The organism is Kitasatospora sp. NPDC059803 (genome assembly GCF_042732255.1).
GTDB lineage: Bacteria > Actinomycetota > Actinomycetes > Streptomycetales > Streptomycetaceae > Kitasatospora.
Genome location: NZ_JBHWIJ010000029.1, coordinates 22,885 through 47,403 on the forward strand (window position 1 = coordinate 22,885; position 24,519 = coordinate 47,403).

A 24,519-nucleotide genomic window follows, 5' to 3' on the forward strand; every position below is an offset into this window, starting at 1 on the left:
CGCTCAGCCCTCGAAGTCCCGCGCCGCGGACAGTTCGTACGCCCGGTCCGGATCGGTGAGCACGGCCAGCACCTCGAACCGCCGGTGCCACTGCCCGACCGACCAGGCGAGCCCGGCCGCCAGGCCCTCCGGGGTGGCCGCGTGCAGCAACCCGGGCACCGGCGGGAGCTCGAACTCGTCGTCCTCGTCGGCGGCCTCGGCCGCGTCCGGGTCGTAGGGCGCCTCCGGGGCGTCCGCCTCGACGTCCCAACGCCAGTCCACGGCGGCGTCGTCGCCGTCCGGGCCGACCACCAGCAGCTCCTCGTGCTCCTCGTAGGCGACCGGGCAGCCGGGCAGCAGCTCCCGCACCACGGCGGGGACCCGGTGCAGCACCCCCTCGGAGAGCACCCGCCCGCCCGCCACCTCGCTGGCGAGCGAGACGTGCAGCCGCTCGGCGAGGTCGGCGGCGAGCGCCGGGGCGACCGGCACCAGCGGGTACGGGTGCAGGAGCTGGACGAGGTCGGGCGCGTCGGCGACGACCGCCCTGGAGGAGTCGACGACCACCGTGTGGGCCGGCCGGCGGCCGGTGTCCGGGTCGAGCGGCGGCAGCGCCCGCACCACGTCGACCGGTTCGATCCGCTCGATCTCGACCCGGGCCAACGCGCTGTGCAGGCCGTGCAGTTGGCGGTGGCCGAGGTCGGAGGCCGGATCGGTGAGCCGGTCCAGCACCTCGTCCGGGCCGTGCGGTTCGGCGAGCAGCGCGGCCAGCGTGGTGCGCACCCCGAGCGCGTGCAGGAACTGCTCGTCCAGGGTCGTCCGGGCCTCGTCGTAGAGGCCGCGCAGCAGCGGGTCGGCACCGGCGGCGCGCAGTCCGGCGGGCTCGCGGCCGTCCAGCACCGGGTGGTCGCGCAGCCACCAGGCGGTGTACGGCGGCAGGTCGGTGTAGGAGCCGTCCGGCAGCAGGGTGCGGACGGGGTTGACGACGGCGTCCCGGTACGGCGGGCGGGAGAGCGCGGCGAGCGCCTCCGGCCAGGCGTCGTCGTCGACCAGGTCGAGGTCGCGGACGGCCAGCAGTTCGGCGGCCACCGGCGGGACGCCCGCGACGTCGTCGGCCTGTAGGGCTTCGAGGGCGTCCTCGGCCCAGTCGGCGAGGCCGTCGGGCGCCTCGTCGAGCAGCCCGGTGGGGTGGCCGCCGGCCGCGCGGTCGGCGGGCGCGGTGGGGTCGAGCCGCTCCAGGTCGTCCGGGTCGAGCACCACGTCCTCGGCGCGGACGAGGACGAAGTCGGCGAGCACGCCGACGGCGGTGAGCACCTCCGGGCCCCAGCGCTCCAGCAGTTCGTCGTCCACCCAGCCGGCGTCCTCCTCGCGGGCGAGAGCCGCGAACGGGCTGCCGGGCAGGACGAGTTCACCGGCGCGGGCGGGCTCGCCCTCGTCGTCGAGCAGGGCCAGCCGGGCCAGCCAGCGGTGCTCGCCGGCGGCCGGGCCGGCGACCTTGACCAGCGCCAGGACGGCGTCCGCCAGTTCGAGCGCGGCCTCGACGTCGTCCTCGGCCACCTGGTAGGAGCGGGCGACGGCGGCCCGCACCTCGGGGGTGTCGAGCACCCCGGCCGGGGTGGCGGTGCTGGCGCCGAGCTTGGCGAGCAGCGGGTGGGCCGCCTCGGGGTGGGCGAGCCGCAGGTCGAGGGCGGCGAGCGCGTCGGCCAGCGACTCGGGGTAGCCGGGGAAGGCCGCCCAGTCGGCGTCCTCGGAGGGCAGCAGGACGCGCCGGGGCCCGGTGATGGTCCGGCCGTCGGCGAGCGGGACGGGCAGCGCGCCGAGCGCCTCCGGGTCTGCGGCACCGAGCGCCGCGTACAGGTTGCGCCACCAGGCGGGCTCGCGGTCCAGGCCGCCGAGCTGGTCGACCACGTCGGCCAGCGGCACCCGGCGCACGTTCAGCACCCGCAGCTCGGTACGGCGCTCCAGCCCGGCCGGCAGCAGCCCGGGGAAGATCGGCGCCAGCGCCTCGACCACCGAGCCGTCCGCTCCCTCCAGCAGGGTGGCGTCCCGGGGGCGCAGCGCGGGCGTGCCCGCCTCGACCGGCGCCGGGTGCGGCAGGAACGGCGTGCCGGGCAGCCGGGAGAGGACGGCCGCGCGGAGCGCGTTGTCGAGCGCGCCCTGGCCGAGCGGCCCGGGGACGAGGCCGAGCGAGCCGAGGTCGGCGCCGCGGGCGCGCAGCAGGTCGGCGTAGCTGTCGGCGGCGCGCTCGGTGAGGAAGTCGGCGAGCGCGCCGGGGGCGACGTGCCGGCGGGTGGAGTCCAGCGGGTAGGAGGCGATGAGCAGCGCGGGCAGGCCGATCGGCTCGTCGCTGGGGGTGGGCGCGTGCAGCACCGGCGCGATGCCGGGCGCCTGCGGGGTGCCGTCGGCGGCGACCGGGACGGCCCAGGTGACCGTCCAGTACGGGCGGGCGCGCTCCTCGGTGGGGCGGTCGGCGAGCAGTTCGGCGGCCAGGGTGCCGGTGGCGCCGGCGGTCTGCCAGCGGGTCCGCCGCGGCCGGCCGTCCGCGTCGTCGGTGACGGTGACCTCGGTGACGCCGTCCGGGCGGGGCTCGGCGGCGGCGCGGGTGAGCGTCCGGGTGCCCTCCGGGGTCTCCACCACGACCTCGGCGAGGCCGGGCAGGGTGAGCAGCAGCGCGTCGTCGATGCCGGCGAGCAGACGGCGGGTCAGGTCCTCGGCGGCGGCGTCCCGCAGCGGCAGCACGACCACCGTGTCGTAGCCCTCGGGGGCCGGGCCCTCCGCGGCGAACGGCAGCCGCAGCAGCGGCACGTGGCCGTCCCGGCGGCGCAGTTCCTCGGCCAGCGCGGGCTGCGCCTGGGCCAGCGAGCGGGCCTCGCCGAGCGACCAGCGCACCCCGCCGGCGGCGCCGAGCACGGCGGGCTCGTCGGTGACGGCGAGCACGGCGGCGAAGCCGACGCCGAACCGGCCGACGGCGGGCGTCTCACCGCGCTTGGAGGAGGCGCGCAGGGTGGACAGCGACTCGACGGCGGCCGCGTCCAGCGGGGCCCCGGTGTTGGCGGCGGCGAGCACGCCGTCGGCGAGGGTGAGCCGCAGCCGGCCGGGACCGTGCCCGGCCCGGACCGCGGCGTCGGCCGCGTTCTGCGCCAACTCGACGACCAGGCGGTCGCGGTAGCCGCCGAGCGCGAGTTCCTCCTCGGCGTTGGCGTCCTCCCGGAACCGGGCCGGCGAGGCGGCCCAGGCGTCCAGCACCCGCCGGCGCAGCGCGGCGCTCCCGAAGGGGTCCGCGAGGTGCTCGTCCGTGCTGCTGCCGATGATCCGAGGTTCCACTGGACCTGCCGCCTTCCGCCGCCCTGTACTTCGTACGGGGGGCATTCTCCCCCGCCCCGGCCGCTGCTCCGGACCGCGCCCCCGCCGCCGGGCGCCCGCAGGGCCCCCACCCGCACGAACGCCACGGCCCGCCCCACCGGTTCGGTGGAGCGGGCCGCAAGCGAGAACAGGTCCGGTCAGGAGTGCCCGAGCTCCTCCGCCGGGGCGTCCGGCTCGACCGAGCCGGAGGTGCGGTCCGGGTGCAGCTGCATCGGCTCGACCACCAGCTCGTCCAGGATCAGCTCGGACGGCGCCGGCGGGGCCGGGATGACGGCCGCCTCGGAGTGCCCGCCGCAGCCGTACGCGAAGGAGACGATCTGCCCGTCCGCCGGCCCGAACTCGTTGCCGCACACGCCGAAGGCCTGTCCGAGCGAGCCGCCGATCGGGATCAGGAAGCCGCAGCTGCCGCACGCGGCGGGCGCGGCCTGCGCCATCGGCGTCTGCGAGCCGTGCGCCTTCTCCCAGCGGTCGGCGGCCAGGTGCAGGCCGAGCCGGGAGAGCACCCGGCTGCGGCCCATGCCGAGCTCCTCGGCGACGGCGTTGATCCGGGCCCGGGCCGGGGCGGGCTGGATGCCCGGGTCGGTGACGACCACGTCCTCCTCCGCCGCGAGGGCGACCGCGGAGTTCGGGGCCGGCTCGTCCTCGCCGCTCCAGCCGGGTTCCAGGCGCGCGTCGTCGGCGTCGGTGGGCAGCAGGTCGCCCGGGCCCATGTCACCGGGGCGCAGCCGCTCGCTCCACGGCACCCACTGGGGGGCGAGGACGGCGTCGGCGCCGGGCAGCAGGACGACCTCGTCGAGGGTGACGTTCTTCGCGCGCGGGGCACGGGCGACGGTGACCGCCCAGTGCCAGCCACGGTAGGCGGCGTCCAGGCACTCGAAGGTGTGGGTGACGACGCGGTCGGCGTCCGCCTGGGCGCCGAGATGTGGTCCGACGGTCTCCGGGCCGACGGCCTCCTCGGCCGCCTTCCGGGCGAGTTCGACGGCCTCGGCACAGAGCCGATCGGGGGTACGGCTTCGCATCGCAGCACTCACGGCGTCGATTCTCTCCCAGTTCTTCTGTCGCCCACGGCGTGTTGCCTGTTCCGTCGCGGCTCGATAGTCCCTTGTCCATTCTGCGCGACCAGAGGCCGCCGCGGATACCGGCCGCGCCGCTCGTCCGGGCCTGCCGGCGCCCCGGCGCTCGGCACGCGGCCCCTGGGCAGGCTACCCGCCGGTCGGCGCCCCAGCACAGTCCGGGGCGGTGGCGGCCGTTCCGGGGCCGCGCCGAGGGGGGTGGATTCCCGCGTCACTGCGGCGATTCTGGGGCAGGATGGGCATGTGGCGGACGAGGACCCGTCGCAGCACGCACTGCACGCCTCGCAGGCCGGCAGCCCCGACCAGGCGGACGCCGTGCCGCGACAGCAGTCTCCGGCCCCCGCTGCGGGCGAACCGCAGCCGGGGGGCGATTTCGAGTCGCCCACCGCCCCCGTGAGCCTCGTCAAGACCGGCGCCGCGACCGCCACCGTGGCCGGCGCCGACCCGGCCGTCCACGCCCGGCAGCTCGCCGCCCTGGACGGGGACCCTGGCGAAGAGGACCCCGAGCCGAGCCGCAACCTCCTGGTCCGGACCGCCTCCGCCGCCGGCGCCCGCACCGGCCGGGTGGTGCACGGCACCGGCCGCCGGATCCGCAAGGCCACCTCCGCGGAGGGCGCGGGCGAATCCGGCCTGGCGAAGCTGATCGAACTGCACGCGCTGAACTCCTTCGGCGACATGCTGATCACCGTCGCGCTGGCCTCGACCATCTTCTTCTCCGTGCCCACCGGCGAGGCCCGCGGCCGGGTGTCGCTGTACCTGCTGATCACGATGGCCCCGTTCGCCCTGCTGGCCCCGGTGATCGGCCCGCTGCTGGACCGGCTGCCGCACGGCCGCCGGGCGGCGATGGCGATGTCGATGCTGGCCCGGGCGGTGCTGGCCTGGACGATGGCCGGGGTGATCACCGGCGGCGGTCTGGCGCTGTACCCGGAGGCGCTGGGCGTGCTGGTGGCGTCCAAGGCGTACGGGGTGGTGCGCAGCGTGGTGGTGCCGCGGCTGCTGCCGAGCCGGCTGTCGCTGGTGAAGGCGAACTCCCGGGTCACCCTGGCCGGGCTGCTGGCCACCGGGGTGGCGGCCGGGGTGGGCGGTCTGCTGCACCTGATCGGGCCGGGCTGGCCGCTGCGCGGCGCGTTCCTGGTCTTCGTGATCGGCACCCTGATGGCCTTCCACCTGCCGCACGCGGTGGACTCCGCCAAGGGCGAGCAGCGCGCCGTCCTGCACGCCGAGGTGCACGCCGAGATGCACGGCGAGCGGGCGCCGGAGGACGCCCGCGCCCCGAAGGCCTCGCTGCGCACCGTCGGCCCGTCGGTGATCCTGGCGCTGCGGGCGATGTCGGCGCTGCGCTGGCTGGTCGGCTTCCTGGTGATGTTCCTGGCGTTCCTGCTGCGCGAAGAGCCGATCGGGGGCCTGCGGCCGACGCTGGCGCTGGGCCTGGTGGCGCTGGCGGCGGGGACGGGCAACGCGCTGGGTTCGGTGCTGGGCTCCTGGCTGCGCACCCGGGGCCCGGAGGCGACGGTCACCGCGATGCTGCTGCTGGCGACCGGCGCGACGGCGGCGGCCGCACTCTGGTACGGCGTGGTGACGGTGGTCCTGGTCGCCGGCGTGGCCGGGGTGGCGGCCTCGCTGGGCAAGCTGTCGCTGGACGCGCTGATCCAGCGGGACGTCCCGGAGGCGGTGCGGACCTCGGCGTTCGCGCGGTCGGAGACGCTGCTCCAGCTGTCCTGGGTGGCCGGCGGCGCGGTCGGCATCCTGCTGCCGCTGAACGGCGTGCTGGGTCTGTCGGTGGCCGCCGGAGTGGTGGGCCTGATGCTGCTGTGGACGGTCCACACGCTGTTCCGGGTGGGCCTGCGGCGGCGCCCGGCGGCGCCCAGGGTGGCCTGAACCGGCCATGGGCAACACGCGGTGGCCGACCCCCGCGTAGCGTGATCGGCGAAGCCCGGTAGATTCTGACGCATGAGCCTCAATACCCGTGCCATCGCCGCCCTCGGCGCCGTCGTCGTGGTCGGTGCTGCCACGGTCGGCACGTCCGTCGCCATCGCGAGCGGCCAGACCGAGCACAGCTCCCACCGCGCGACCCTGACGGTCGGCAACTCCTCGATCGTCGCGGACCCGCTGTGCTTCAACGGCGGCAGCCCGATCACGGAGGACCTGCAGCAGGAGTGCCAGCAGAAGGCCACCCAGGCCCTCGCGGAGGGCACCCTCCCGACCTCCGACGTCGTGGTGAGCGACCGGGTCGGCGTCGGCGTCTCCCCGAACGTGGCCGACAAGGGCTGGTGGGCCTTCACCAACGGCGGCTCGCAGGGCCAGGGCGGGCGCTTCAGCCTGTTCTCCTACGCCAAGGGCCCGACCTTCTCCGGCTCCCAGCCGGCGAGCCAGGTGCTGAACGCCTCCGGCAAGACCCTGGTCACCGTGGTCGAGGGCGACAAGAACTCGGACAACCCGGTCGCCGTCTGGTACTTCCAGCTGAACACCCAGGACAGCTGACGCTCCCGCGATGACCGCACACGCCGTCGCGGACGAGCGCAGCGAGCAGCCGGGCCCCGACCGGGCCCGGCTGCTCGTCGTCGTCGCGGTGCCCGCCGAGGCCGAGGCCGTCCTGCGCGGCCTGCCCGGCCCGGCCACCGTGCTGCCGCTGCCCGGCGGTGCGCTGCACCGGGCCGCGGGCGCCCCGGTGGACGTCCTGGCGGGCGGGGTCGGCCCGGCCGCCGCCGCGGCCGCCGCCTCCGCCGCGCTGGGCGCGCAGCCGGCCTCGGGGGGCCGCTACGGCCTGGTCGTCTCGGCCGGGATCGCCGGCGGGTTCGCCCCGCACGCCCCGGTCGGCACCACCGTGCTGGCCGACGCGATCGTCACCGCCGACCTCGGCGCCGAGACCCCCGAGGGCTTCGCCGACGTCACCGAACTGGGCTTCGGCACCGTCCGGCACACCCCTCCCCCGGCCGCCGTCGCGCTGGCCGCCCGGGCCCTGGGCGCCGCCACCGGCCCGGTGCTGACCGTCTCCACCGTCACCGGCAGCGCCGAGCGGGCCGCCGCACTGGCCGCCCGCCACCCGGGCGCCCTGGCCGAGGCGATGGAGGGCTTCGGCGTGGCCGAGGCCGCCGCCCGGTACGGCGTGCCGGTGCTCGAACTGCGGACCGTCTCCAACCCGGTCGGCCCGCGCGACCGGGCCGCCTGGCGGATCGGCGAGGCGCTGGCCGCCCTGGAGCGGGCCTTCGCCGCACTGCCCGTCCACGAACTGATCGAGGAGGCCGGCCGTGGCTGAACGGCTGAGCATCGCGTACTCGCCCTGCCCGAACGACACCTTCGTCTTCCACGCCTGGGCGCACGGCCTGGTGCCCGGGGCGGACGCCCCCGAGGTGACCTTCGCGGACATCGACGTCACCAACGGCCTGGCCGAGCGCGGCGAACTGGACGTCCTGAAGATCAGCTACGGCGCGCTGCCCTGGGTCCTGGACGAGTACACCCTGCTGCCCTGCGGCGGCGCGCTCGGGCGCGGCTGCGGCCCGCTGGTGCTCACCCGGCCGGGCACGGACGCCCCCGCGGACCTCACCGGGAAGACGGTGGCGGTGCCGTCCGAGCGCTCCACCGCCTACCTGCTGTTCCGGCTCTGGGCCGCGAAGGCGGTGCCGGGCGGCTTCGGCGAGATCGTCGTCCTGCCGTTCCACGAGATCATGCCCGCCGTCCGGGACGGCCGGGTGGACGCCGGCCTGGTGATCCACGAGGCCCGGTTCACGTACCGGCAGTACGGCCTGCACAGCCTGGCCGACATGGGCGAGGCCTGGGAGCAGGAGACCGGCCTGCCGATCCCGCTCGGCGCGATCGTCGCCCGGCGCTCGCTCGGCACCGAACGGCTGCGCGCGCTCACCGACACCGTCCGCGCCTCCGTCCGGCAGGCCTGGGCGGACCCGAGCGCCAGCCGGGAGTACGTGCTGGCGCACGCCCAGGAGATGGACCCGGCCGTCGCCGACCAGCACATCGCCCTGTACGTGAACGAGTTCACCGCGGACCTCGGCGAGGAGGGCTACGCGGCCGTCCGCGCGCTGCTCACCCGGGCCGCCGCGGAGGGGCTGGTGCCCCCGCTCGACCCGGGTGCGCTGGCGTTCTGATCCCCCTCGGTCAGACGTCGAACTGGTCGGCCACCGCGCGCAGCAGGCCGGCCAGCTTCTGGCCGGTCGCCTTGGCCGGGTAGCGGCCGTGCTGGAGGCCCGGCAGCACCGCGTCCAGCGTGGTGATCAGGTCCTGGACGATCGGCGCCATGTCGTCGGCGCTCTTGCGCTGGGCGGCGGCCACCGACGGCAGTGCGTCCAGCAGTTGCACGGCCATCGCCTGGTCGCCGCGGTGGCCGGCGACCACGCCGAACTCGACCCGCTGGCCCGGCTTCAGCACGGTGACACCGGCGGGCAGCGCCTTGGTGTGGACGAAGACGTCGCCGCCGTCGTCGCGTGACAGGAAGCCGAAGCCCTTCGTCTCGTTGAACCACTTGACCTGGCCGGTGGGCATCTCGACAGTCCTCGAATGGGTGTGAGGGATCCCGGCCCTGGCCGGGGATCACTGGGTGGTGGGGAAGGCAGCCGACCTCGGCTCGGCGCCCGCGGGCGCTCATGGTCAGCACGCTGTCAGGAGCAGACTAACGGTCCGTCACTGCCTCATCCGCGTTCCGCGAAAGATCCGCGTTCCAAGGCCCGTTGGGGGCGGTACGGGCGCGGCGTTCTCGCGATCACGGGCGACCCGGTACTGGCACAGCCGGGGCGCGGCTCAGCACGGTCCATCGGCTCACACCCCCGGGTCTGAGGAAACGGGGCGCACGTGTCGCACCCCTCGGCACCCCCTGCATACCCCCGCCCAGCAGGGATCAAAACGTTCAGCTTCCGAGAAACTGCGCAACGTGACCGGACCGCTCCGGTGGCGGGGCCCGGCGGCCGCTCTGCCAGACTGGACCGACCGCCCGACCAGCCCCGAGGAGCGAGCAGACGTGAGCAGCCAGAGCGCCGACCCCGGCGACGTGTACGTCAAGGCCGGGACGATCGTCTTCGGTCTGGGCGCGCTCGCCACCCTGGTCACCTTCGTCCCGCTGTTCCTGCACCTGACGCCGCTGCCGACGGCCGCGTACTGGCTGAGCATGCTGATGCCGGCGGGCTTCCTGGCCGCGCTGACCGGGCTGTTCCTCAACGCGCGGGCCCAGCGCCGCCGGGTGGAGTCCGCGGCCGCGTCCTAGAACGCGACCCCGGGACCCGGCCCCAGGGCATGCCCCGGGGCCGCGGCTCAGCCGGCCAGGTGGGCGTCGAGCCAGGCCGGGAACCCGGTGAGGTCCGCCAGCACCACGTCCGCCCCGGCCGCGCGCAGTTCGTCCGCGCTGTACGGGCCGGTGGCCACGCACACCGCGACGGCGTCCGCGTGCCGGGCGCCCCGGATGTCGCCGAGGTGGTCGCCGACGTAGACGCTCGCGCCGTACTCGCGCAGCGCCTCGCCCTTGGTCTCCGCCCAGAGGTCGCCGACCAGCGCGTCCGCGTGCAGCCCGGCGTGCTCCAGGTGCAGGCGGGCGTTCGGCTCGTACTTGCCGGTGATCACCGCGACCCGGCCGCCGTGGTCGCGGACCGCCTCGACGGCGGCGTGCGCGCCGGGGAGGGCGACGGTCGGGGCGAAGGCGAGGTCGCGGTAGAGCTCGCGGTAGCGGGTGGCGGCGCGCTCCACCTCGTCCTCCGGGAACCAGTTGCGGATCTCGTCCAGCAGCGGCGGGCCGAGCCGGGTGACCACCAGGTCGGCGTCGATGCGGGCGCCGGTCTCGGCCGCGAGCGCCAGGTAAGTGGCGTGGATCCCCGGCCGGGTGTCCAGCAGCGTCATGTCGAGGTCGAAGCCGACGGTGAGCGGGGCGGTGCGGGTCTCGGGCATGCCGCCAGGCTATCCAACGGGCGGTGCGGGGAGCCGGGGCAATTTGCCCCGGCTTCCGACGGGAACTTAGGTTTACCTGAGTTGTCTGCGGAGAGGGCCCATGACCGACACCACCGCGCCACCCGGCGCGCGACGGACAGCGCGCCGCCGAATACTGTGGCTCGCCGCCGCGCTGGCCGTCCTGGCCGCCGCGGTGCTGCTGAGCCTGGCGGTCGGCAGCCGCACCATCCCCTTCGGCGACACCCTCGACGCCCTGCTGCACGGCGGCGACACGGCCAACGCCGTCGTCGTCCGCGAGCTGCGGGTGCCGCGCACCGTCGTCGGGCTGGCCGTCGGCGCGGCGCTCGGCCTCGCCGGGGCCGTCATGCAGGGCCTCACCCGCAACCCGATCGCCGACCCCGGCATCCTCGGCGTCTCCCAGGGCGCGGCGGCCGGCGTGGTCCTCGCCATCTCCGGCTTCGGCGTCTCCACCCTCACCGGCTACGTCTGGTTCGGCTTCGCGGGCGCCGTGATCGCCACCGTGCTCGTGTACGGCCTGGCCGGGCGCGGCCGGGGCGGGGCCACGCCGATCAAGCTGGCGCTGGCCGGCTCGGCGATGTCCGCGTTCATCGCCTCGCTCAACACCATGGTGCTGACGACCGACGCGGCCACCATGGACCAGTTCCGCTTCTGGCACGTCGGCTCGCTCTCCGGGCGGACCTCGGACGTGGCCTGGCAGCTGCTGCCGTTCCTCGCCGTCGGCACGGTGCTGGTGGTCGCGGTGGCCCGCGGCCTGGACGCGCTCGCGCTCGGCGAGGACACCGCCAAGGGCCTCGGCGCCAAGACCGGCCTGGTCCGGGCGATCGGCGCGCTCGGCGCGACGGTGCTGACCGGCTCGGCCGTCGCGGCCGCCGGGCCGATCGCCTTCATCGGCCTCGCCGTCCCGCACGCGGCGCGGGCCGTCGCCGGCGCGGACCACCGCTGGGTGCTCGCCTTCTCCGCCGTCCTCGGCCCCACCCTGCTGCTGCTCGCCGACACCCTGGGGCGGGTCCTCTTCCCGCCGTCGGAGGTCCCGGCGGGCGTGATGACGGCGCTCGTCGGCGTCCCGGTCCTGGTCGCGCTGGTGCGCCGCCGGAAGGTGGTCGCGTCATGAGCGCGCAGGGCGGGCGAACCGTCGGGCGCGGCGCCGTCTCCCCGCGCGGGTACGCCGTGCTGCGGGCCGGGCGGGCGTCCGTGCTGCTGCACCGCCGGTCGGCGGTGGTGGCGCTGGGCCTGCTGGTCGCGCTGGCCGGGACGGTCGTCGCCTCGCTCTGCCTGGGCGAGTCGGCCGTGTCGCCGGTCGAGGTGGTGAAGGTGGTGCTCGGGCAGCCGAGCCCGCACGAGCTGGTGGTCGGCGAGTTCCGGCTGCCCCGGGTGGTCGTGGGCCTGCTGGTCGGCACGGCGCTGGGGCTGGCCGGGGCACTGATCCAGACCGTCGCCCGCAATCCGCTGGCCAGCCCCGACGTGGTGGGCGTGACCTGGGGCGCGACCGCCACCGTCGTCGGGCTGATGGCGTACGGCGTGGTCGGCTCGACCGGTCAGGCCCCGTACGCGGCGGTCGCGGGCGGGCTGGTGGCCGGGCTGCTGGTGTACGCGCTGGCATGGCGGCGCGGCCTGCACGCGCAGCGCTTCGTGCTGATCGGGATCGGGATCAGCGTGGCCCTGTCCTCGCTGACCTCCGTGTTCCTGACCAAGGGCGACGGCTTCCAGGCGCAGGCCGCGAAGGTCTGGATGACGGGCAGCCTGAACGGCGCCGGCTACGACCAGGCCGGCTGGCTGGCCTGGGTGCTGCTCGCCGCCGTGCCCGTCGTCCTGTGGGCGGCGCGGGCGCAGCGCTCGATCTCCTTCGACGACGCGACGGCCGTCGGTCTGGGCCTGCGGCTGGACCGGATCCGCCTCGGCATGGCGCTGCTGGGCATCGTGCTGGCCTCGTGCGCGGCGGGCGCCGCCGGGCCGGTGGACTTCGTGGCGCTGATGGCGCCGCAGATCGCGCTGCGGCTGGTCCGGTCCGCGCAGGTCCCGCTGTTCTGCTCGGCGCTGACGGGCGCGCTGGTGGTCGTGCTGGCCGATCTGATCGCCCGGCGGCTGATGGCGCCGACCGAACTGCCGGTGGGCGTGGTGACCGGCATGGTCGGCGCGCCGTACTTGATGTGGCTGCTGATCCTCCCCCGAACTCCGTTCGGGGGTACCCCCATCCGTCGTGGAGGTTCCTGATGTCCGCTCACCGACTGGAGGCCCGGGGCCTCACCCTGGCCTACGAGGCGCGCACGGTCGTCGAGGGCCTGGACGTCGGCATCCCGGACGGGCGGGTGACGGTGATCGTCGGCCCGAACGCCTGCGGCAAGTCGACGCTGCTGCGGGCCCTGGGGCGCCTGCTGAAGCCGGTCCGGGGCGCGGTGCTGCTGGACGGCGAGGAGCTGGCGCGGATCCCGACGAAGCGGATCGCCCAGCGGCTGGGGCTGCTGCCGCAGTCGCCGACGGCGCCGGAGGGCATCTCGGTGGCGGACCTGGTCTCGCGGGGCCGCCAACCGCACCAGAGCTGGTGGCAGCAGTGGTCGCCGGAGGACGAGGCGGCGGTGACGGAGGCGCTGGAGCGGACGTCCACGGCGGAGCTGGCCGAGCGCAGCATGGACGAGCTGTCCGGCGGCCAGCGGCAGCGGGCGTGGATCGCGATGGCGCTGGCGCAGGGCACGGACATCCTGCTGCTGGACGAGCCGACCACCTACCTGGACATCGCGCACCAGGTGGAGGTGCTGGACCTGGTCCGCCGGCTGAACGTCGAGCGCGGCCGCACGGTGGTGGCGGTGCTGCACGACCTCAACCAGGCGGCCCGGTACGCGGACCACCTGGTGGCGATGCGGGACGGCCGGGTGGTGGCGCAGGGCGCGCCGACCGAGGTGGTGACGGCGGAGCTGGTGCGGGAGGTGTTCGGGCTGGAGTCGGTGGTGGTGCCGGACCCGGTGACGGGCACGCCGTTGGTCGTTCCGGGGGCCCCGTGGGCGGCGGCCGTGGACGCCTGACGGAAATTCCACACCAAACCGGACATAATCGGCGCGCCCCCGAAGCCTCACCGCCTGAGGACCGCCGATGCACCGGATCGCCCGCCGTTCGTTCCTCGCCGGTCTCGGCGGGGCCGCGCTCGCGGCCTGCACCACCCGGCGGCCGGCGCCGCCGACCGCCGACGGCCTGGGCGCGGCCGCCTCGCCCACCCCGGTACCGCCGGTCACGGTGGACACGGCCACCGGGCCGGTGCTGGTGCCGGGCGAGCCGCTGCGAGTGGTCGTCCTCGACACGGACGTGCTGGACTCGGCGCTGACCCTCGGCATCACCCCGGTCGGCGCCGCGCTGCCGGCCGCCGACATCCGGTTCCCGAGCTACTGGCCGGCCTCCCGGGTCGCCGGGATCCACCGGGTCGGCCTGGCCGGCGCCCCGGACCTGGTCGCGATCCGGGCCCTGCGGCCGGACCTGATCCTCTCCAACCAGGCGCGCGACGGCGACCGCTACGACCAACTGCGGGAGATCGCGCCGACCGTACTCACCCAGACCACCGGCGCGCCGTGGAAGGCCGACTTCCAGGTGCACGCCCAGGCGCTGAGCCGGGAGGCCGCGGCGGCGGCCTTCGTCTCCTCGTACCAGCGGCACGCCAACCAGGTGGTGCAGGCCCTGTCGGCGGCGAAGGCGTCCGGCCGGAAGGTGAGCCTGGTGCGGTTCGTGGAGGGCGGCGGGATCCGGCTGTTCGGGAAGCAGAGCTTCCCCGGGATCGTGCTGTCGGACGCCCAGGTGGGGCGGCCGGACGCACAGAACGTCGACCAGTCCGACGTCGAGATCCCGCTGGACCAGATCGCGAAGGCGGACGGCGACCTGCTGCTGTACGCCACCTCCGGCGACCCGGCCCTGGCCGGCACCGACGCCGCGCTGGAGAGCCCGGGCTGGCAGGCGCTGGGGGCGGTCAAGGCGCACCGGGCGTTCCCGGTGGACGACCAGCTGTGGTTCCAGGGGATCGGGTACACCGGCGCCAACTTCATGCTGGCCGAGCTGCAGCGCTTCCTGGAGGCGTGACCCGCCGCGCGGCGTCGGCGTAGCGGGCCGGGGAGGTGCCGACGGCGGCCGTGAAGTCGCGGGTGAGATGGGCCTGATCCGCGTACCCGAGTTCGGCCGCGAGCGCCGCCAGGTCCAACGCGCCGCCCGCGTCGGCGCGTTCGGCGGCCTCGTGGAGGCGGGCGCGGCGCAGCACCCACTTCGGGGAGGCGCCGACGTACTCGGCGAACAGCCGCTGGAGCCGGCGGACGGTGAGGCCCAGCTCCCGCGCCAGGTCGTCGACCCGGCACAGGTCGGGTGTGCCGGTGATCCGCTCCACCATGGCGGCGACCTCCTGCGCGACCGGGTCGGGCGCGGGCAGCCGGGGCAGCAGGAAGGCGTCCGCGAGGGCGGCCTGGTCCCGCAGCCGTTCACCGAGCACGTCCTCGTTGAGCCGGTCCGCCTCGGGGCCGAAGTAGGCGGCCGCGGGCACCGACCGGTCCGCGAGCCCGGCCACCGGGTGCCCGGCGAACGAACGGAACGCGCCCGGCCGGAACTTCACTCCCAGCACGTGCCCGGCGCCCTCCAGGCGGCGGACGAAGAGCGACCGGTCGACCCCGTAGACGCGGGCCCTCGGGGCCTCGAAGACCAGGTGCACGTTCGGGTGGGCGAGCACCTTCTGCTCGTACGGGGGCCGGCCGCGCCGGTCCCAGCGGACCAGCCAGTAGAACTCGACGAAGCGCGCCACGGCGGGGGCGGGCGCGCGCCGCTCCACCCTGATCGCCTCCGCCGCACGGGCGGGGTGGAGCACGCCGCGTCCGAGGTCGGGAGAGTCCATACCCACCAGGCTAGGCCTTGTCCGGTATGGACTCTCCGGGCCCGCGACGCCCGGGTTCCGGCGCCGGTCGGGGTGGCTGCACCCTGCCATAAGCTGGCGCGGTGAGTAGCGAACCGGCCCCGCCCGAGGACACCGCCGTCGAGCTGATGCGCGCGATGACGCGGCTGCGGGCACGGCTGCGCACCGAGGCCCCGATCGACGACCTGCCGTGGAACTGGTCGCACCTGACCACCCTGCACCGCGTCGTGCAGCAGGGCCCGGCGACCGTGACCGAACTCGCCCAGGCCGAGCACGTGCGCCGCCAGTCCATGGCGGAGACCGTGGCCGCGCTGCGGGCCGGCGGCCTGGTCAGCGCCGCCAAGGACCCGAACGACGGGCGCAAGTCCCTCTTCAGCGCGACCCCGGCCGGAGCCGACCTGTGCGAGCGGATCCCGGCGGCGCGGGAGGCGTGGCTGGCCGAGGTGATCGGCTCCACCCTCCGGGCCGGCGAGCGCAAGACGCTCGACCGGGCCGCCGAGATCATGAACCGCCTGGCGGACAGCTAGGACTCGGCGAGTCGGCGGTCGCAGACGGTCAGGGCGAGGAGGAGTGCGGAGATCGCGACCAGCACCCAGGCGATGGAGTGCAGGCCGCCGTCGTCCACCCGGTCGTGGAAGGCGGTGCCGGTGATCGCCGCCGAGGCGATGGAGCCGAGGTAGCCGAAGGTGCGCAGCAGCCCGGAGGCGGTGCCGACCGTGGCGGCGGGGGCCTCCTGGTAGAGGACGGTCTGGTTGGCGACCGTCCCGGCGCCGGAGGTCAGTCCGAACACCGCGCTGACGGCGACGACCGCCGCCATCGGGGTGCCGCCGCCCACGAACAGCACGGCCACGGCGCCGAACAGCAGCAGCACCGAGCAGACGATCAACGGCAGCCGCACGCCCGTCCGTCGTGCCACCACCCGGGCGGCCACGGCGCTCAGGACGCCCATCGGCATCAGCGCCAGGCCGGCCTGGTAGGCGGACAGCCCGCGGGCCGCCTCCAGCCACTGGGTGAGCCCGTAGAGGATCACGTACGTCCCCATCAGCGTCAGGCCGTTGCGCACGTAGGCGCGGGTCAGGGCCCCGTTGGAGGCGAGCAGCCGGACGTCGAGGAACGGGTGGGCGGCGCGCAGTTCCCAGCCGACCAGCACGGCGGCGAGGACGAGGGCGGCGGCGAGCGCGGGCCAGTCCGGGCGCGGCAGGGCGGAGAGGAAGACCATCAGGGCGGTCAGCGAGCCGCCGAAGCCCAGCATGCCGGGCAGGTCGAGGCGGGAGGCGAGGGCGCGGGGTGAACCGGGGCGCACCGGGTCGGGGTCCGGCGCGATCCCGACCACCGCCAGGACCAGGGCGACGGCGGCGACCGGAATGTTGATCCAGAAGGCGGTCTGCCAGCCGAACCAGCCCACCAGCAGCCCACCGAGGGCGGGGCCTACGGCGACGGTGGCGGCGCCGGTGATCGCCAGACCGCCGAGCACCCCGCGCGGCGGGGCCTGGTAACCGGCCTGTTCGGCGCGGCGGCGGATCAGCAGCATCGCGGCCGGGTAGCCGGCCGAGGTGCCCGCGCCGATCAGCACCCGGGCCGTGATCAGGGCGGCCATCGAGTGGGCCAGCGTGCCGACGATTCCGGCCGCGAAGACGAGCACGATCCCGGCGATGAAGATCCGCCGGGGCCCGAACTCCTCGGCGAGCCGCCCGGCGGCGGGCTGGGCCAGCGCGCTGGTGAGGTACAGGCAGGAGATCAGGACCGCGGTGTCCCCGACGGGGAGGTGCAGGGCGGCCGCGATGGCTACCAGCGCGGTCGCGATGATCGAGCTGTTGACCGGGTTGAGCGAGGCCCCCAGGTACAGCGGGGCCACGAAGCGCGGGCCGAAGGGGTTTCCGGCGGGCGCCGGGGTCGTCTGCCGCGGGGTGCGGGTGTCGCCGGGGAGAGGCATGCCGGGTTCCTTCCGCTTCCTCCGGGACCTCTGCGACGGGGCGGGGCCTGCTGGGGAGATCCCGGCGGAGATAGGCAGGCTGCCTGCTTAACATTAGCAGTCTGCCTGCCTATTTTGAACCGTTCGCCGCAGTCGGGGCGGGCCGCCGCGAGCCCCGGCCCGACGCTCCTGGTCAGAGCGCCGACCGTCGCGTTTCTTCAAGACCCGGCAGCCCCGACCGGCGCAGGATCGGGGCATGAACGATCACCCCACCCCGGACACCCACCCGCCGCACCCCCTGCACCCCCTGCTGGCCCGCGCCGCCGCGGCCGCCGCACGCGTCGCCGACGGCGTCCCGGCGGGCCACCCGCTGGACGGCCCGACGCCCTGCGCGGACTTCGACACCCGCGCGCTCGTCAACCACTGGGTGCTCTACACCTCGCACGGCCTGGAGCACCGGGCCCGCCGCACCGAACTGCCCAAGGCGCTGGTCGACCACGACTTCACCGCCGACCCCGGCTGGCCCGCCGCCTACGCGGCTCAGCTGGACCGCGCCGTCGCGGCCTGGGCCGACCCGGCCCCCTGGGCGGGGGACGTCGACCTCGGCGGCTCCCCGGCACCGGCGGAGGGCGTCGCCCGGATGCTGATCGCGGAGCTCGTCCTGCACGGCTGGGACGTCGCCCGGGCGACCGGCGGTCGGATCGGGATCGACGAGGAGCTCGCGCAGCTGGTGCTGGAGGTCGTCGGGGAGAACGCCGAGCTGTACCGCCAGTACGGCGGGTTCGCCGCCCCGGTGGCGGTGCCGGACGGCGCCCCGGCGCTGGACCGCGCGCTGGCCGCCTCCGGGCGCGATCCGCGCTGGAACGCCTGAGCGGCTGAGCGCTCAGCTGGTCAGACCCTCAGCCCGTCGCCCGCAGGGACGCGCGGAGCCGGGCGTGCAGCAGGCGCACGGCCGGCGAGTGCTGGCCAGGGCGGGCGACCAGGCCGAGGCGGGCCCGGACCGGCGCATCGGCGACGGGGACGGTCCGGAGGCCCTCGCCGGCGGCGGAGGAGGGGCTGAGGACGGCGACGCCGGCCCCGCGCTGGGCGAGCCGGAACAGCGTGGCCGGGGAGCTGGCGTCGATGTCCACCCGCGGTTCGAGGCCGAGTTGCAGGCAGGAGTGCTCGTAGGCGGCGCGGATGCCGGTGCCCGGGGAGAGGCAGAGGATCTTCTCGGACGCGAGGTCGGCGAGCCGGAGGGAGGGGCGGTCCAGGCGGTGGCCGGCGGGGACGATGGCGGCGATCGGCTCGTCGACGACGACGGTGACGTCCAGGCCGGGGTCGGCCTCCTTGGCGAAACCGATCAGCGCCAGGTCGAGGGCGCCGGAGAGGACCTGCGCCTGGAGCAGCTCGGAGTGGCCCTCGTGCAGGCTCAGTTCGATGCCGGGGTGGGTGCGGCCGAGGTCGGCGACGACGTCGAGGAACGGCGGGATCGCGCACCCCATGATCATCCCGAGCCGGACGCGGCCGCGGACGGCGTCGGCGAACTCGGCGGCGGTGTGCTGAATGGCTTCGAGCGTGGCGAGGGCGTCCTTGGCCAGCGGCAGGACGGCCTCGCCGGCGGGGGTGAGGCGGACCCGGCGGCCGGAACGGTCGAGGAGCAGCTGGCCCAACTCGCGTTCCAGCTTGCCGACCTGGGTGCTGATGCCGGACTGGCTGACGTGCAGGCGGGTCGCGGCGGCGGTGAAGGAGCCCTCGTCGACGACGGCCGCGAAGTAGCGCAGCTGGTGCATCTCCATAACCAATGATGATAGCCGGGATCTGATCCATCTGTTGGACGGATGGCGGAGTGCTCGGGAGGATGGAGGCATGACGACGACGAAGACTGCGCGTGAGATTTCCGAGACCTACTTCGCGGCCTGGCAGGCGGGCGACTTCGAGACGCTGCGGGGGCTGCTGGCGGAGGACGTCGACTTCGTGGGGCCGCTGGCCACGGTGTCGGGGGTGGAGAACGCCCTGGCCGGGCTGAAGGGGCTCGGGCAGGTCCTGGAGAAGATCGAGGTGCACGCCCGAGTGGTCGAGGGGGACGACGTGATCACCTGGTTCGACCTGCACACGAGCGTCGCACCGCCGGCGCCGACGGCGAACTGGAGCCACGTGGAGAACGGGCGGATCACCCGGATCCGGGTGACCTTCGACCCGCGGGAGCTGCTGGCGGGCTTCGCCCGCTGAGCGGCTGGGGCGCACCGCGCCACCGGGCTGAGGGACTGAGGGACTGAGGGACTGAGGGGCTGAGCGATCCGCCGCCGGGCCAAGCGGGGCCAAGCGGTCCGATCCGCCGGGCCGGATCGCCCAGCCCGGCGGGTCGGATCGCGGCGGCCCCGGCTACCGTCGCGCCAGCCGGCCGCGAACCGCCCAGGCCGCCGCGCCGAGGGCGAAGCCGTAGACCGCCACCAGGCCGTGCCCGTTGTCCTGGGCGAGCCACATGGCGAGGCCCAGCACCGGGACGCCGACGGCCAGGGCGCGCTCCTTGGGCAGGCGGGTGCGGGTGAGGAAGGCGAGGGCCAGGGTGGCGCCGAGGAAGTAGGTGGCGCCGGAGCTGCCGGCGAAGTTGCGGGGGTCGGTGCTGGGGCCGTCGCCGAAGCCGAGCAGGTCGTCGATCCGGCCGGGCAGCAGGATGCCCGCGAGGAAGAAGGCGAGGGTGAGCGGGCCGCCCCAGTACCACTGGGCGAGCGCGGCGACGGCGGCGAGGGTGGCGAGGTTCCACAGGCCGCCGCCGAGGCCGCCGTTCTGCAGGAAGACCGAGGTGAACTCGCGCCACCAGCCGGACTTGGCGGGGTCGGCGTCGAGCGCGTCCATGGCGCCGGACCAGAGCAGCTGGAGCAGCACGCCGCCGACGGCGAGCGTGGTCAGGGCGACTGCCGCCCACGGGATCGGCCGCCCCCGCAGCGTGTCCCGGCCGACCACGCCGAGCCCGCAGTTGACCATCATGACCATCAGCGCGGCCGTGGTCACGTTGAACAGGATCGCCCCCATGACTGCCCCTCCCCCATTGCATTCCAACACCGTTCGAAAACCGGGCAGGGCAAAGCTAGCACAGCTTTCGAACGGTGTTTGAAAACGTTGTACGGTGGAGCCATGAAGCTCACCAAGGAGCGCATCGTCGATGCGGGCATGGCCGTCTTCGCGGAGGTCGGCTACCACAACCTGTCCATGCGCCAGGTCGCCGACCGCCTCGACGCCCACGCCGGCAGCCTCTACTACCACGTGCGCGGCAAGGACGAGTTGCTCACCCTGATGGCCGACCGCGTCTGCCGGCAGGCCTACGACACCGGCACCGGAGCCCTCGCCGCCCTCGGCCCCGACGCCACCTGGCGGGACCGGGTCGAGGCCCAGGCCACCACCCTGCGCCGCAGCATCCAGCAACACCCCGGCGGCGCACTGCTCCTCGCCGAGAGCCCCGGCGTCCTCAGCTCCGGCGGCCTCTCCCTGATGGAACGCCTGCTGCGCACCCTCCTCGACGCCGGCCTGCCCACCGTCCACTGCGGCATCGCCGCCGACATCCTGCTCAGCCACGTCACCGGCTTCGTCCTCCAGGAACAGAACCAGCCACCGGCCCCACCACCCGTCAGCGCCGAGCTCTACGCCGACCTGTGCGCGCAGTTCCCGCTGATCATGGGCGAGTTGATCCCCCGGATCAGCCAGGACGAGAAGTTCACCCAGAGCATCCGGCTGCTCTGCACCGGCTTCGCCGCCCTCGTCCCGGGCCTCAGCCCTGCTGCGGCGGGCGACGGCGCAGGCTCAACAGCAGCAGCACCACCGCCGACAGCACCGCCGACAGGCGCAGCACGCCCGGGGCCGCCGACCAGCTGATCTGGCTGAACTGCGCACCGGCCTGCACGCCCGCGCCGCCCTGGGCGCCCGGCTTGGCCTGCATGGCGTGCAGGGTGGCCGCGCTCATCGTGATCAGCGGGATCCCGAGGATGACGAACTTGCGCATCAGATCGGAGAGTTGGCGGGACAGGTAGCCGAGGGCCCAGCCCACCAGCATGGCCGGGAAGAAGCTCATGGCGGCGCCGCCGATCAGCAGCCCGCAGGAGAGCAGGACCAGCAGGGACGGCCGCCGGGCCCCGACACCCGCGCTCGCGCCCGCACCCGCACCCGCACCCGCATCGGCACCGGCCTGGCCGACGGGGGCGGCCGGCTGCGCCTTCGCCTTCCCCGCGGCGGCCGCCCTCGCCTTGGCCTTGCGCTGCTTCTTACCCTTCCCCGCAGCCGCCGCAGCCGCCCCCGCCGCAGCTCCCGCCGGATCGGCAGCCTGCGCGCCCGCCGCACCCGCCCCGCCCCCGGCGCGCTGCTCAGGGATCGGCTTCGGCGGAGCCTGCGGCGAGTCCGAGAAGTTGAGCAACACCAGATCCCAGCCGTTCGCACCGGAGCTGTACACCTGGGGCGGCGGGATGGAGTCCGAATCGTCCTCGGGCCCGTCGAAACGCGACTTGTCCAGCTGTACGGGCGGCGCCCCGGCCCCCGGGGCGCGCGGCGTCCGGGGCGGATCCAGCGGCACCGACGGAGTCCCGCCGCCCGGCGCCGCCGTGTCGTACACGCTGTCCCCGTCGGAGGCGCCGGACGGACCGGAGGCCCCGGACCCACCCGACGGACCCGGACCGCCCGAACCGCCCTTGTCGCCGGCAGCACCGGCCCCGGCAGACCCGCCGGAGGCCCCCGCCCCGCCCCCCGAACGGCCGCTCCACGGCCCGCTCCTGCGCCACCACTCGCCGTCCGTCATCACCGACACCCCGCCTCGCGCCCGAACCCCGGCCCACCGAACCACCCTCGGCCGTGACGCTACCCACCCCGCCCCCGCCCGCGCGAGTCCTGAGGACCGGTCCACCACGGGCCGCCGCACGGACACCCCGCCGTCCGCCCGCCCGACTAACCTAGGTCGAATGACCACACAGCAGGGCCCTCAACGCCAGGGCAGGTCCGCCGCCGGCCCCCGCACCCTCGCCGAGGAGTTGCGCGCCCGCCCCGACGACGCGCTCGCCGCCCTGCTCCGCTCCCGCCCCGACCTGCTCAACCCCGTCCCCGGCGACCTCACCCAGCTGTCCGCCCGGCTCTCCTCCCGCGCCTCGGCGCTGCGCGCCCTGGAGCGCCTGGACCGCTTCACCCTGCAGGTCGCCGAGGTCCTGGCCACCGCCCCGGACGGCACCGGCCTGGCCACCGTCCGCACCCTGCTGACCGGCCCGGCCAAGGTCAAGCCGCACCCCGGCGCGACCCCGCTGACGCCCGCCGACCGGTCCGCCGTCGCCGCCGCCCTCCCCCGGGCGATCGCCACCCTGCGCGACCGGTCCCTGCTCTGGGGCCCGGACAACGGCCTGCGGCTGGTCCTCGCCGTCCGCGAGGCACTCGCCCCGACGGCCGCCAACCCCGGCCGCACCGGCCTCGGCCCGACCCTCTCCGACGCGACCGTCGGCATGTCCCCTGCCCGGCTGCAGCAGCTGCTCGCCTCCGCCGGGCAACCCGCCACCCCGGACCCGGTCACCGCCGTCGACGCGCTCGCCGCCCTGCTGAACGACCGCGCCCGCTGCGCGGCGCTGCTCGACACCGCCCCCGAGGCCGCGCTGCGGCTGCTGGAGCGGCTGGTCTGGGGGCCGCCGACCGGCACCGTCCCGGACGCCACCCGCCCGGTCACCGCCGAGGACGCGCAGAGCCCCGTCGAGTGGCTGCTCGCCCGCGGGCTGCTGCTGCCCAGCGGGCCGGGCAGCGTCGTCCTGCCGCGCGAACTGGCCCTGCACCTGCGCGGCGGCCGCACCCACCGCGCCGTCGAGCCGGTCCAGCCCGAGCCCGCCCCGGCCGCCGCCCCGCGCGATCCGCAGGCTGTGGACGGCGCGGCGGCCGGCCAGGCCCACACCGCCGTCAAGACCGTCGAGGAACTCCTCGACACCTGGGGCCTCACCCCACCGCCCACACTGCGCGCCGGCGGCCTCGGCATCCGCGACCTCAAGCGCACCGCGCAGGCCCTGGAGACCACCGAGCAGCAGGCCGCCTTCTGGCTCGAACTCGCCTACGCCGCCGGGCTGCTGGCCCCCGACGGCGAGGCCGACGAACGCTGGGCCCCGACCCCGGCCTACGACGGCTGGCTCCAGCGGGACACCGCCGAACGCTGGTCCGTCCTCGCCGCCGCCTGGCTCGCCGCCACCCGCGTCCCCGCCCTCACCGGCACCCCGGACGGCAAGGGCAAGCCGCGCGCCGCCCTCGGGCCCGAGCTCGACCGCACCCTCGCCCCGTCCGTCCGCCGCGCCACCCTCGCGCTGCTCGCCGAACTCCCGCCCGGCACCCCCGCCACCGCCGCCGAGCTCCTGCCCACCCTGCGCTGGCAGCGCCCGCTGCGCGGCGGCCCGACCGGCCCGGACGGCCACGAGCTGCGCGACGACCTCACCGCCTGGACCCTCGCCGAGGCCGAACTCCTCGGCGTCACCGGCCGCGGCGCCCTCGCCGCCCCCGCCCGCGCCCTGCTCACCGCAGAATCCGACCCGGCCGAGGTGCTCGCCCCGCTGCTGCCGCAGCCGCTCGACCACGTGATCCTGCAACCGGACCTCACCGCGATCGCCCCCGGCCCGCTGCTCACCCCGCTCGCCCAGGCCCTCGCGCTGTGCGCCGACATCGAGTCCAAGGGCGGCGCCACCGTCTACCGCTTCACCCCGGTGTCCGTGCGCCGCGCCCTCGACGCCGGACGCACCGCCGCCGACCTGCGGGCCTTCCTGGAGCAGCACTCCCGGACGCCCGTCCCGCAGCCGCTCGGCTACCTGATCGACGACGTCGCCCGCCGGCACGGCATCCTGCGGGTCGGCGCCGCCTCCTCCTACCTGCGCTGCGACGACCCGTCCCTGCTGAACGAGGTCCTCGCCGACCGCCGCTCCGCCGACCTGCGGCTGCGGCTGCTCGCCCCCACCGTCCTCGCCGCCCAGGCCGCCCCGGACGTCCTGCTCGCCGCCCTGCGCACGATGGGCTACGCCCCGGCCGCCGAGTCCGCCGAGGGCGACGTGCTGATCACCCGCCAGGACAGCCACCGCACCCCGCCCCGCACCGCCCCCGCGCCCGTCCCGGACGGCCCGCCGACCCCCGACGACACCCTGCTCGCCGCCGCCATCAAGGCCATCCGGGCCGGCGACCGCGCCGCCACCGTCAACCGCCGTGACTCCACCCCCGACCCGCGCCAGCTGCCCCGCACCGCCGCCGCCGAGACCCTCGCGGCCCTGCAGACCGCCGTCCTGCTCGGCGAACGGATGTGGATCGGCTACCTCAACGCCGAGGGCATCGCCAGCCAGCGGATCATCGACCCGGTCAAGGGGGGGGGGGGGGGGGGAGGCCCCCCGGGGGGGGGGGGGTGGGGCCCAGGGGCGGATTCTCCGTTCCGGGGTTGGTCGACGAACGAGGGAGGG

General features: G+C 75.8%; 23 protein-coding genes. 14 read left to right on the forward strand and 9 right to left on the reverse strand.

All coding sequences use genetic code 11. The annotated features are described in order from the left end of the window. Positions 1-3: 3 nt before the first annotated feature. Positions 4-3,300, reverse strand: coding sequence for a sacsin N-terminal ATP-binding-like domain-containing protein (locus ACFV6I_RS07580; protein WP_380341684.1), 3,297 nt, complete (start codon positions 3,298-3,300; stop codon positions 4-6). A gap of 176 nt (positions 3,301-3,476) precedes the next feature. Beyond that, a complete protein-coding gene (locus ACFV6I_RS07585; RefSeq protein WP_063348204.1) occupies positions 3,477-4,358 on the reverse strand; it encodes a DUF3027 domain-containing protein in 882 nt (293 codons plus the stop codon). Positions 4,359-4,934: 576 nt separating this feature from the next. On the opposite strand from ACFV6I_RS07585, the gene ACFV6I_RS07590 reads away from it, so the two are divergent. From ACFV6I_RS07590 to ACFV6I_RS07605, 4 genes are all read left to right on the forward strand, one after another. Next, positions 4,935-6,290 carry an MFS transporter gene (locus ACFV6I_RS07590; protein ID WP_380341709.1) on the forward strand — a complete coding sequence of 452 codons (1,356 nt, stop codon included), beginning with the start codon at positions 4,935-4,937 and terminating at the stop codon, positions 6,288-6,290. Between the two features lie 72 nt (positions 6,291-6,362). Continuing rightward, positions 6,363-6,893 (forward strand): hypothetical protein, encoded by a 531-nt coding sequence (locus tag ACFV6I_RS07595; RefSeq protein WP_063348205.1) that lies wholly within the window; start codon positions 6,363-6,365, stop codon positions 6,891-6,893. 10 nt (positions 6,894-6,903) lie between these two features. Further along, positions 6,904-7,668, forward strand: a complete 765-nt coding sequence (locus ACFV6I_RS07600; protein ID WP_380341679.1) for a futalosine hydrolase — start codon at positions 6,904-6,906, stop codon at positions 7,666-7,668. Then, positions 7,661-8,512 (forward strand): 1,4-dihydroxy-6-naphthoate synthase, encoded by an 852-nt coding sequence (locus ACFV6I_RS07605; protein WP_380341677.1) that lies wholly within the window; start codon positions 7,661-7,663, stop codon positions 8,510-8,512. The genes ACFV6I_RS07600 and ACFV6I_RS07605 overlap by 8 nt, the downstream gene beginning before the upstream one ends. A gap of 10 nt (positions 8,513-8,522) precedes the next feature. Here ACFV6I_RS07605 and ACFV6I_RS07610 read toward each other — a convergent pair whose 3' ends face one another. Next, complete coding sequence (locus ACFV6I_RS07610; RefSeq protein WP_063348207.1) at positions 8,523-8,906, reverse strand: cold-shock protein; 384 nt, start codon at positions 8,904-8,906, stop codon at positions 8,523-8,525. Positions 8,907-9,378: 472 nt separating this feature from the next. Here ACFV6I_RS07610 and ACFV6I_RS07615 point away from each other — a divergent pair, with 472 nt between their 5' ends. After that, a complete protein-coding gene (locus ACFV6I_RS07615; protein ID WP_063348208.1) occupies positions 9,379-9,621 on the forward strand; it encodes a hypothetical protein in 243 nt (80 codons plus the stop codon). A gap of 47 nt (positions 9,622-9,668) precedes the next feature. Here ACFV6I_RS07615 and ACFV6I_RS07620 read toward each other — a convergent pair whose 3' ends face one another. Continuing rightward, complete coding sequence (locus ACFV6I_RS07620; protein WP_363377331.1) at positions 9,669-10,295, reverse strand: HAD family hydrolase; 627 nt, start codon at positions 10,293-10,295, stop codon at positions 9,669-9,671. A 100-nt stretch (positions 10,296-10,395) separates the two neighbouring features. Between ACFV6I_RS07620 and ACFV6I_RS07625 the strand changes: the two genes are divergently transcribed. The 4 genes from ACFV6I_RS07625 to ACFV6I_RS07640 all read left to right on the forward strand — a co-directional run bounded on the left by ACFV6I_RS07625 (position 10,396) and on the right by ACFV6I_RS07640 (position 14,372). Then, a complete protein-coding gene (locus ACFV6I_RS07625; protein WP_380341672.1) occupies positions 10,396-11,427 on the forward strand; it encodes a FecCD family ABC transporter permease in 1,032 nt (343 codons plus the stop codon). Continuing rightward, positions 11,424-12,527: an iron chelate uptake ABC transporter family permease subunit gene (locus ACFV6I_RS07630; protein WP_063348211.1), complete on the forward strand. Its 1,104-nt coding sequence runs from the start codon at positions 11,424-11,426 to the stop codon at positions 12,525-12,527. Before ACFV6I_RS07625 ends, ACFV6I_RS07630 begins: the two co-directional genes overlap by 4 nt. Continuing rightward, positions 12,527-13,333, forward strand: coding sequence for an ABC transporter ATP-binding protein (locus tag ACFV6I_RS07635; RefSeq protein ID WP_063348212.1), 807 nt, complete (start codon positions 12,527-12,529; stop codon positions 13,331-13,333). Before ACFV6I_RS07630 ends, ACFV6I_RS07635 begins: the two co-directional genes overlap by 1 nt. 67 nt (positions 13,334-13,400) lie before the next feature. After that, positions 13,401-14,372, forward strand: coding sequence for an ABC transporter substrate-binding protein (locus tag ACFV6I_RS07640; RefSeq protein ID WP_380341668.1), 972 nt, complete (start codon positions 13,401-13,403; stop codon positions 14,370-14,372). Here ACFV6I_RS07640 and ACFV6I_RS07645 read toward each other — a convergent pair. Beyond that, positions 14,335-15,168 carry a DUF6597 domain-containing transcriptional factor gene (locus ACFV6I_RS07645; protein ID WP_380341665.1) on the reverse strand — a complete coding sequence of 278 codons (834 nt, stop codon included), beginning with the start codon at positions 15,166-15,168 and terminating at the stop codon, positions 14,335-14,337. The genes ACFV6I_RS07640 and ACFV6I_RS07645 overlap by 38 nt on opposite strands. A 101-nt stretch (positions 15,169-15,269) precedes the next feature. On the opposite strand from ACFV6I_RS07645, the gene ACFV6I_RS07650 reads away from it, so the two are divergent. After that, positions 15,270-15,713 carry a MarR family winged helix-turn-helix transcriptional regulator gene (locus tag ACFV6I_RS07650; RefSeq protein ID WP_371517520.1) on the forward strand — a complete coding sequence of 148 codons (444 nt, stop codon included), beginning with the start codon at positions 15,270-15,272 and terminating at the stop codon, positions 15,711-15,713. Here ACFV6I_RS07650 and ACFV6I_RS07655 read toward each other — a convergent pair. Beyond that, positions 15,710-17,119: an MFS transporter gene (locus ACFV6I_RS07655; protein ID WP_380423874.1), complete on the reverse strand. Its 1,410-nt coding sequence runs from the start codon at positions 17,117-17,119 to the stop codon at positions 15,710-15,712. The two genes, ACFV6I_RS07650 and ACFV6I_RS07655, sit on opposite strands and share 4 nt — an antisense overlap. A 235-nt stretch (positions 17,120-17,354) precedes the next feature. Between ACFV6I_RS07655 and ACFV6I_RS07660 the strand changes: the two genes are divergently transcribed. Next, entirely contained in the window at positions 17,355-17,969 is a 615-nt protein-coding gene (locus ACFV6I_RS07660) for a TIGR03086 family metal-binding protein (RefSeq protein WP_380423875.1), read from the forward strand. 28 nt (positions 17,970-17,997) lie between these two features. Here ACFV6I_RS07660 and ACFV6I_RS07665 read toward each other — a convergent pair whose 3' ends face one another. Continuing rightward, positions 17,998-18,876 (reverse strand): LysR family transcriptional regulator, encoded by an 879-nt coding sequence (locus ACFV6I_RS07665; RefSeq protein ID WP_063348217.1) that lies wholly within the window; start codon positions 18,874-18,876, stop codon positions 17,998-18,000. 70 nt (positions 18,877-18,946) lie between these two features. Between ACFV6I_RS07665 and ACFV6I_RS07670 the strand changes: the two genes are divergently transcribed. After that, positions 18,947-19,309, forward strand: a complete 363-nt coding sequence (locus tag ACFV6I_RS07670) for a nuclear transport factor 2 family protein (RefSeq protein ID WP_380341650.1) — start codon at positions 18,947-18,949, stop codon at positions 19,307-19,309. A gap of 153 nt (positions 19,310-19,462) precedes the next feature. Here ACFV6I_RS07670 and ACFV6I_RS07675 read toward each other — a convergent pair whose 3' ends face one another. Next, positions 19,463-20,113: a hypothetical protein gene (locus ACFV6I_RS07675; RefSeq protein ID WP_380423876.1), complete on the reverse strand. Its 651-nt coding sequence runs from the start codon at positions 20,111-20,113 to the stop codon at positions 19,463-19,465. A 102-nt stretch (positions 20,114-20,215) separates the two neighbouring features. Here ACFV6I_RS07675 and ACFV6I_RS07680 point away from each other — a divergent pair, with 102 nt between their 5' ends. Then, positions 20,216-20,950, forward strand: a complete 735-nt coding sequence (locus tag ACFV6I_RS07680; protein WP_380341644.1) for a TetR/AcrR family transcriptional regulator — start codon at positions 20,216-20,218, stop codon at positions 20,948-20,950. On the opposite strand, the gene ACFV6I_RS07685 is transcribed toward ACFV6I_RS07680, so the two are convergent. Further along, entirely contained in the window at positions 20,847-21,680 is an 834-nt protein-coding gene (locus ACFV6I_RS07685; protein WP_380423877.1) for a hypothetical protein, read from the reverse strand. The two genes, ACFV6I_RS07680 and ACFV6I_RS07685, sit on opposite strands and share 104 nt — an antisense overlap. Positions 21,681-22,023: 343 nt before the next feature. Between ACFV6I_RS07685 and ACFV6I_RS07690 the strand changes: the two genes are divergently transcribed. Beyond that, a partial coding sequence (locus ACFV6I_RS07690; protein WP_380423878.1) for a helicase-associated domain-containing protein occupies positions 22,024-24,519 on the forward strand: 2,496 nt, incomplete at its 3' end.

What these genes read in the sequence shown, in the direction of transcription:
- ACFV6I_RS07600 (WP_380341679.1), top strand. Translation starts at nt 6,904, where the DNA reads ATGACCGCACACGCCGTCGCGGACGAGCGCAGCGAGCAGCCGGGCCCC.
- ACFV6I_RS07635 (WP_063348212.1), top strand. Translation starts at nt 12,527, where the DNA reads ATGTCCGCTCACCGACTGGAGGCCCGGGGCCTCACCCTGGCCTACGAG.
- ACFV6I_RS07585 (WP_063348204.1), bottom strand. Translation starts at nt 4,358, where the DNA reads ATGCGAAGCCGTACCCCCGATCGGCTCTGTGCCGAGGCCGTCGAACTC.
- ACFV6I_RS07670 (WP_380341650.1), top strand. Translation starts at nt 18,947, where the DNA reads ATGACGACGACGAAGACTGCGCGTGAGATTTCCGAGACCTACTTCGCG.
- ACFV6I_RS07620 (WP_363377331.1), bottom strand. Translation starts at nt 10,295, where the DNA reads ATGCCCGAGACCCGCACCGCCCCGCTCACCGTCGGCTTCGACCTCGAC.
- ACFV6I_RS07630 (WP_063348211.1), top strand. Translation starts at nt 11,424, where the DNA reads ATGAGCGCGCAGGGCGGGCGAACCGTCGGGCGCGGCGCCGTCTCCCCG.
- ACFV6I_RS07640 (WP_380341668.1), top strand. Translation starts at nt 13,401, where the DNA reads ATGCACCGGATCGCCCGCCGTTCGTTCCTCGCCGGTCTCGGCGGGGCC.
- ACFV6I_RS07665 (WP_063348217.1), bottom strand. Translation starts at nt 18,876, where the DNA reads ATGGAGATGCACCAGCTGCGCTACTTCGCGGCCGTCGTCGACGAGGGC.
- ACFV6I_RS07660 (WP_380423875.1), top strand. Translation starts at nt 17,355, where the DNA reads ATGAACGATCACCCCACCCCGGACACCCACCCGCCGCACCCCCTGCAC.
- ACFV6I_RS07625 (WP_380341672.1), top strand. Translation starts at nt 10,396, where the DNA reads ATGACCGACACCACCGCGCCACCCGGCGCGCGACGGACAGCGCGCCGC.
- ACFV6I_RS07655 (WP_380423874.1), bottom strand. Translation starts at nt 17,119, where the DNA reads ATGCCTCTCCCCGGCGACACCCGCACCCCGCGGCAGACGACCCCGGCG.
- ACFV6I_RS07645 (WP_380341665.1), bottom strand. Translation starts at nt 15,168, where the DNA reads ATGGACTCTCCCGACCTCGGACGCGGCGTGCTCCACCCCGCCCGTGCG.
- ACFV6I_RS07595 (WP_063348205.1), top strand. Translation starts at nt 6,363, where the DNA reads ATGAGCCTCAATACCCGTGCCATCGCCGCCCTCGGCGCCGTCGTCGTG.
- ACFV6I_RS07675 (WP_380423876.1), bottom strand. Translation starts at nt 20,113, where the DNA reads ATGGGGGCGATCCTGTTCAACGTGACCACGGCCGCGCTGATGGTCATG.
- ACFV6I_RS07680 (WP_380341644.1), top strand. Translation starts at nt 20,216, where the DNA reads ATGAAGCTCACCAAGGAGCGCATCGTCGATGCGGGCATGGCCGTCTTC.
- ACFV6I_RS07610 (WP_063348207.1), bottom strand. Translation starts at nt 8,906, where the DNA reads ATGCCCACCGGCCAGGTCAAGTGGTTCAACGAGACGAAGGGCTTCGGC.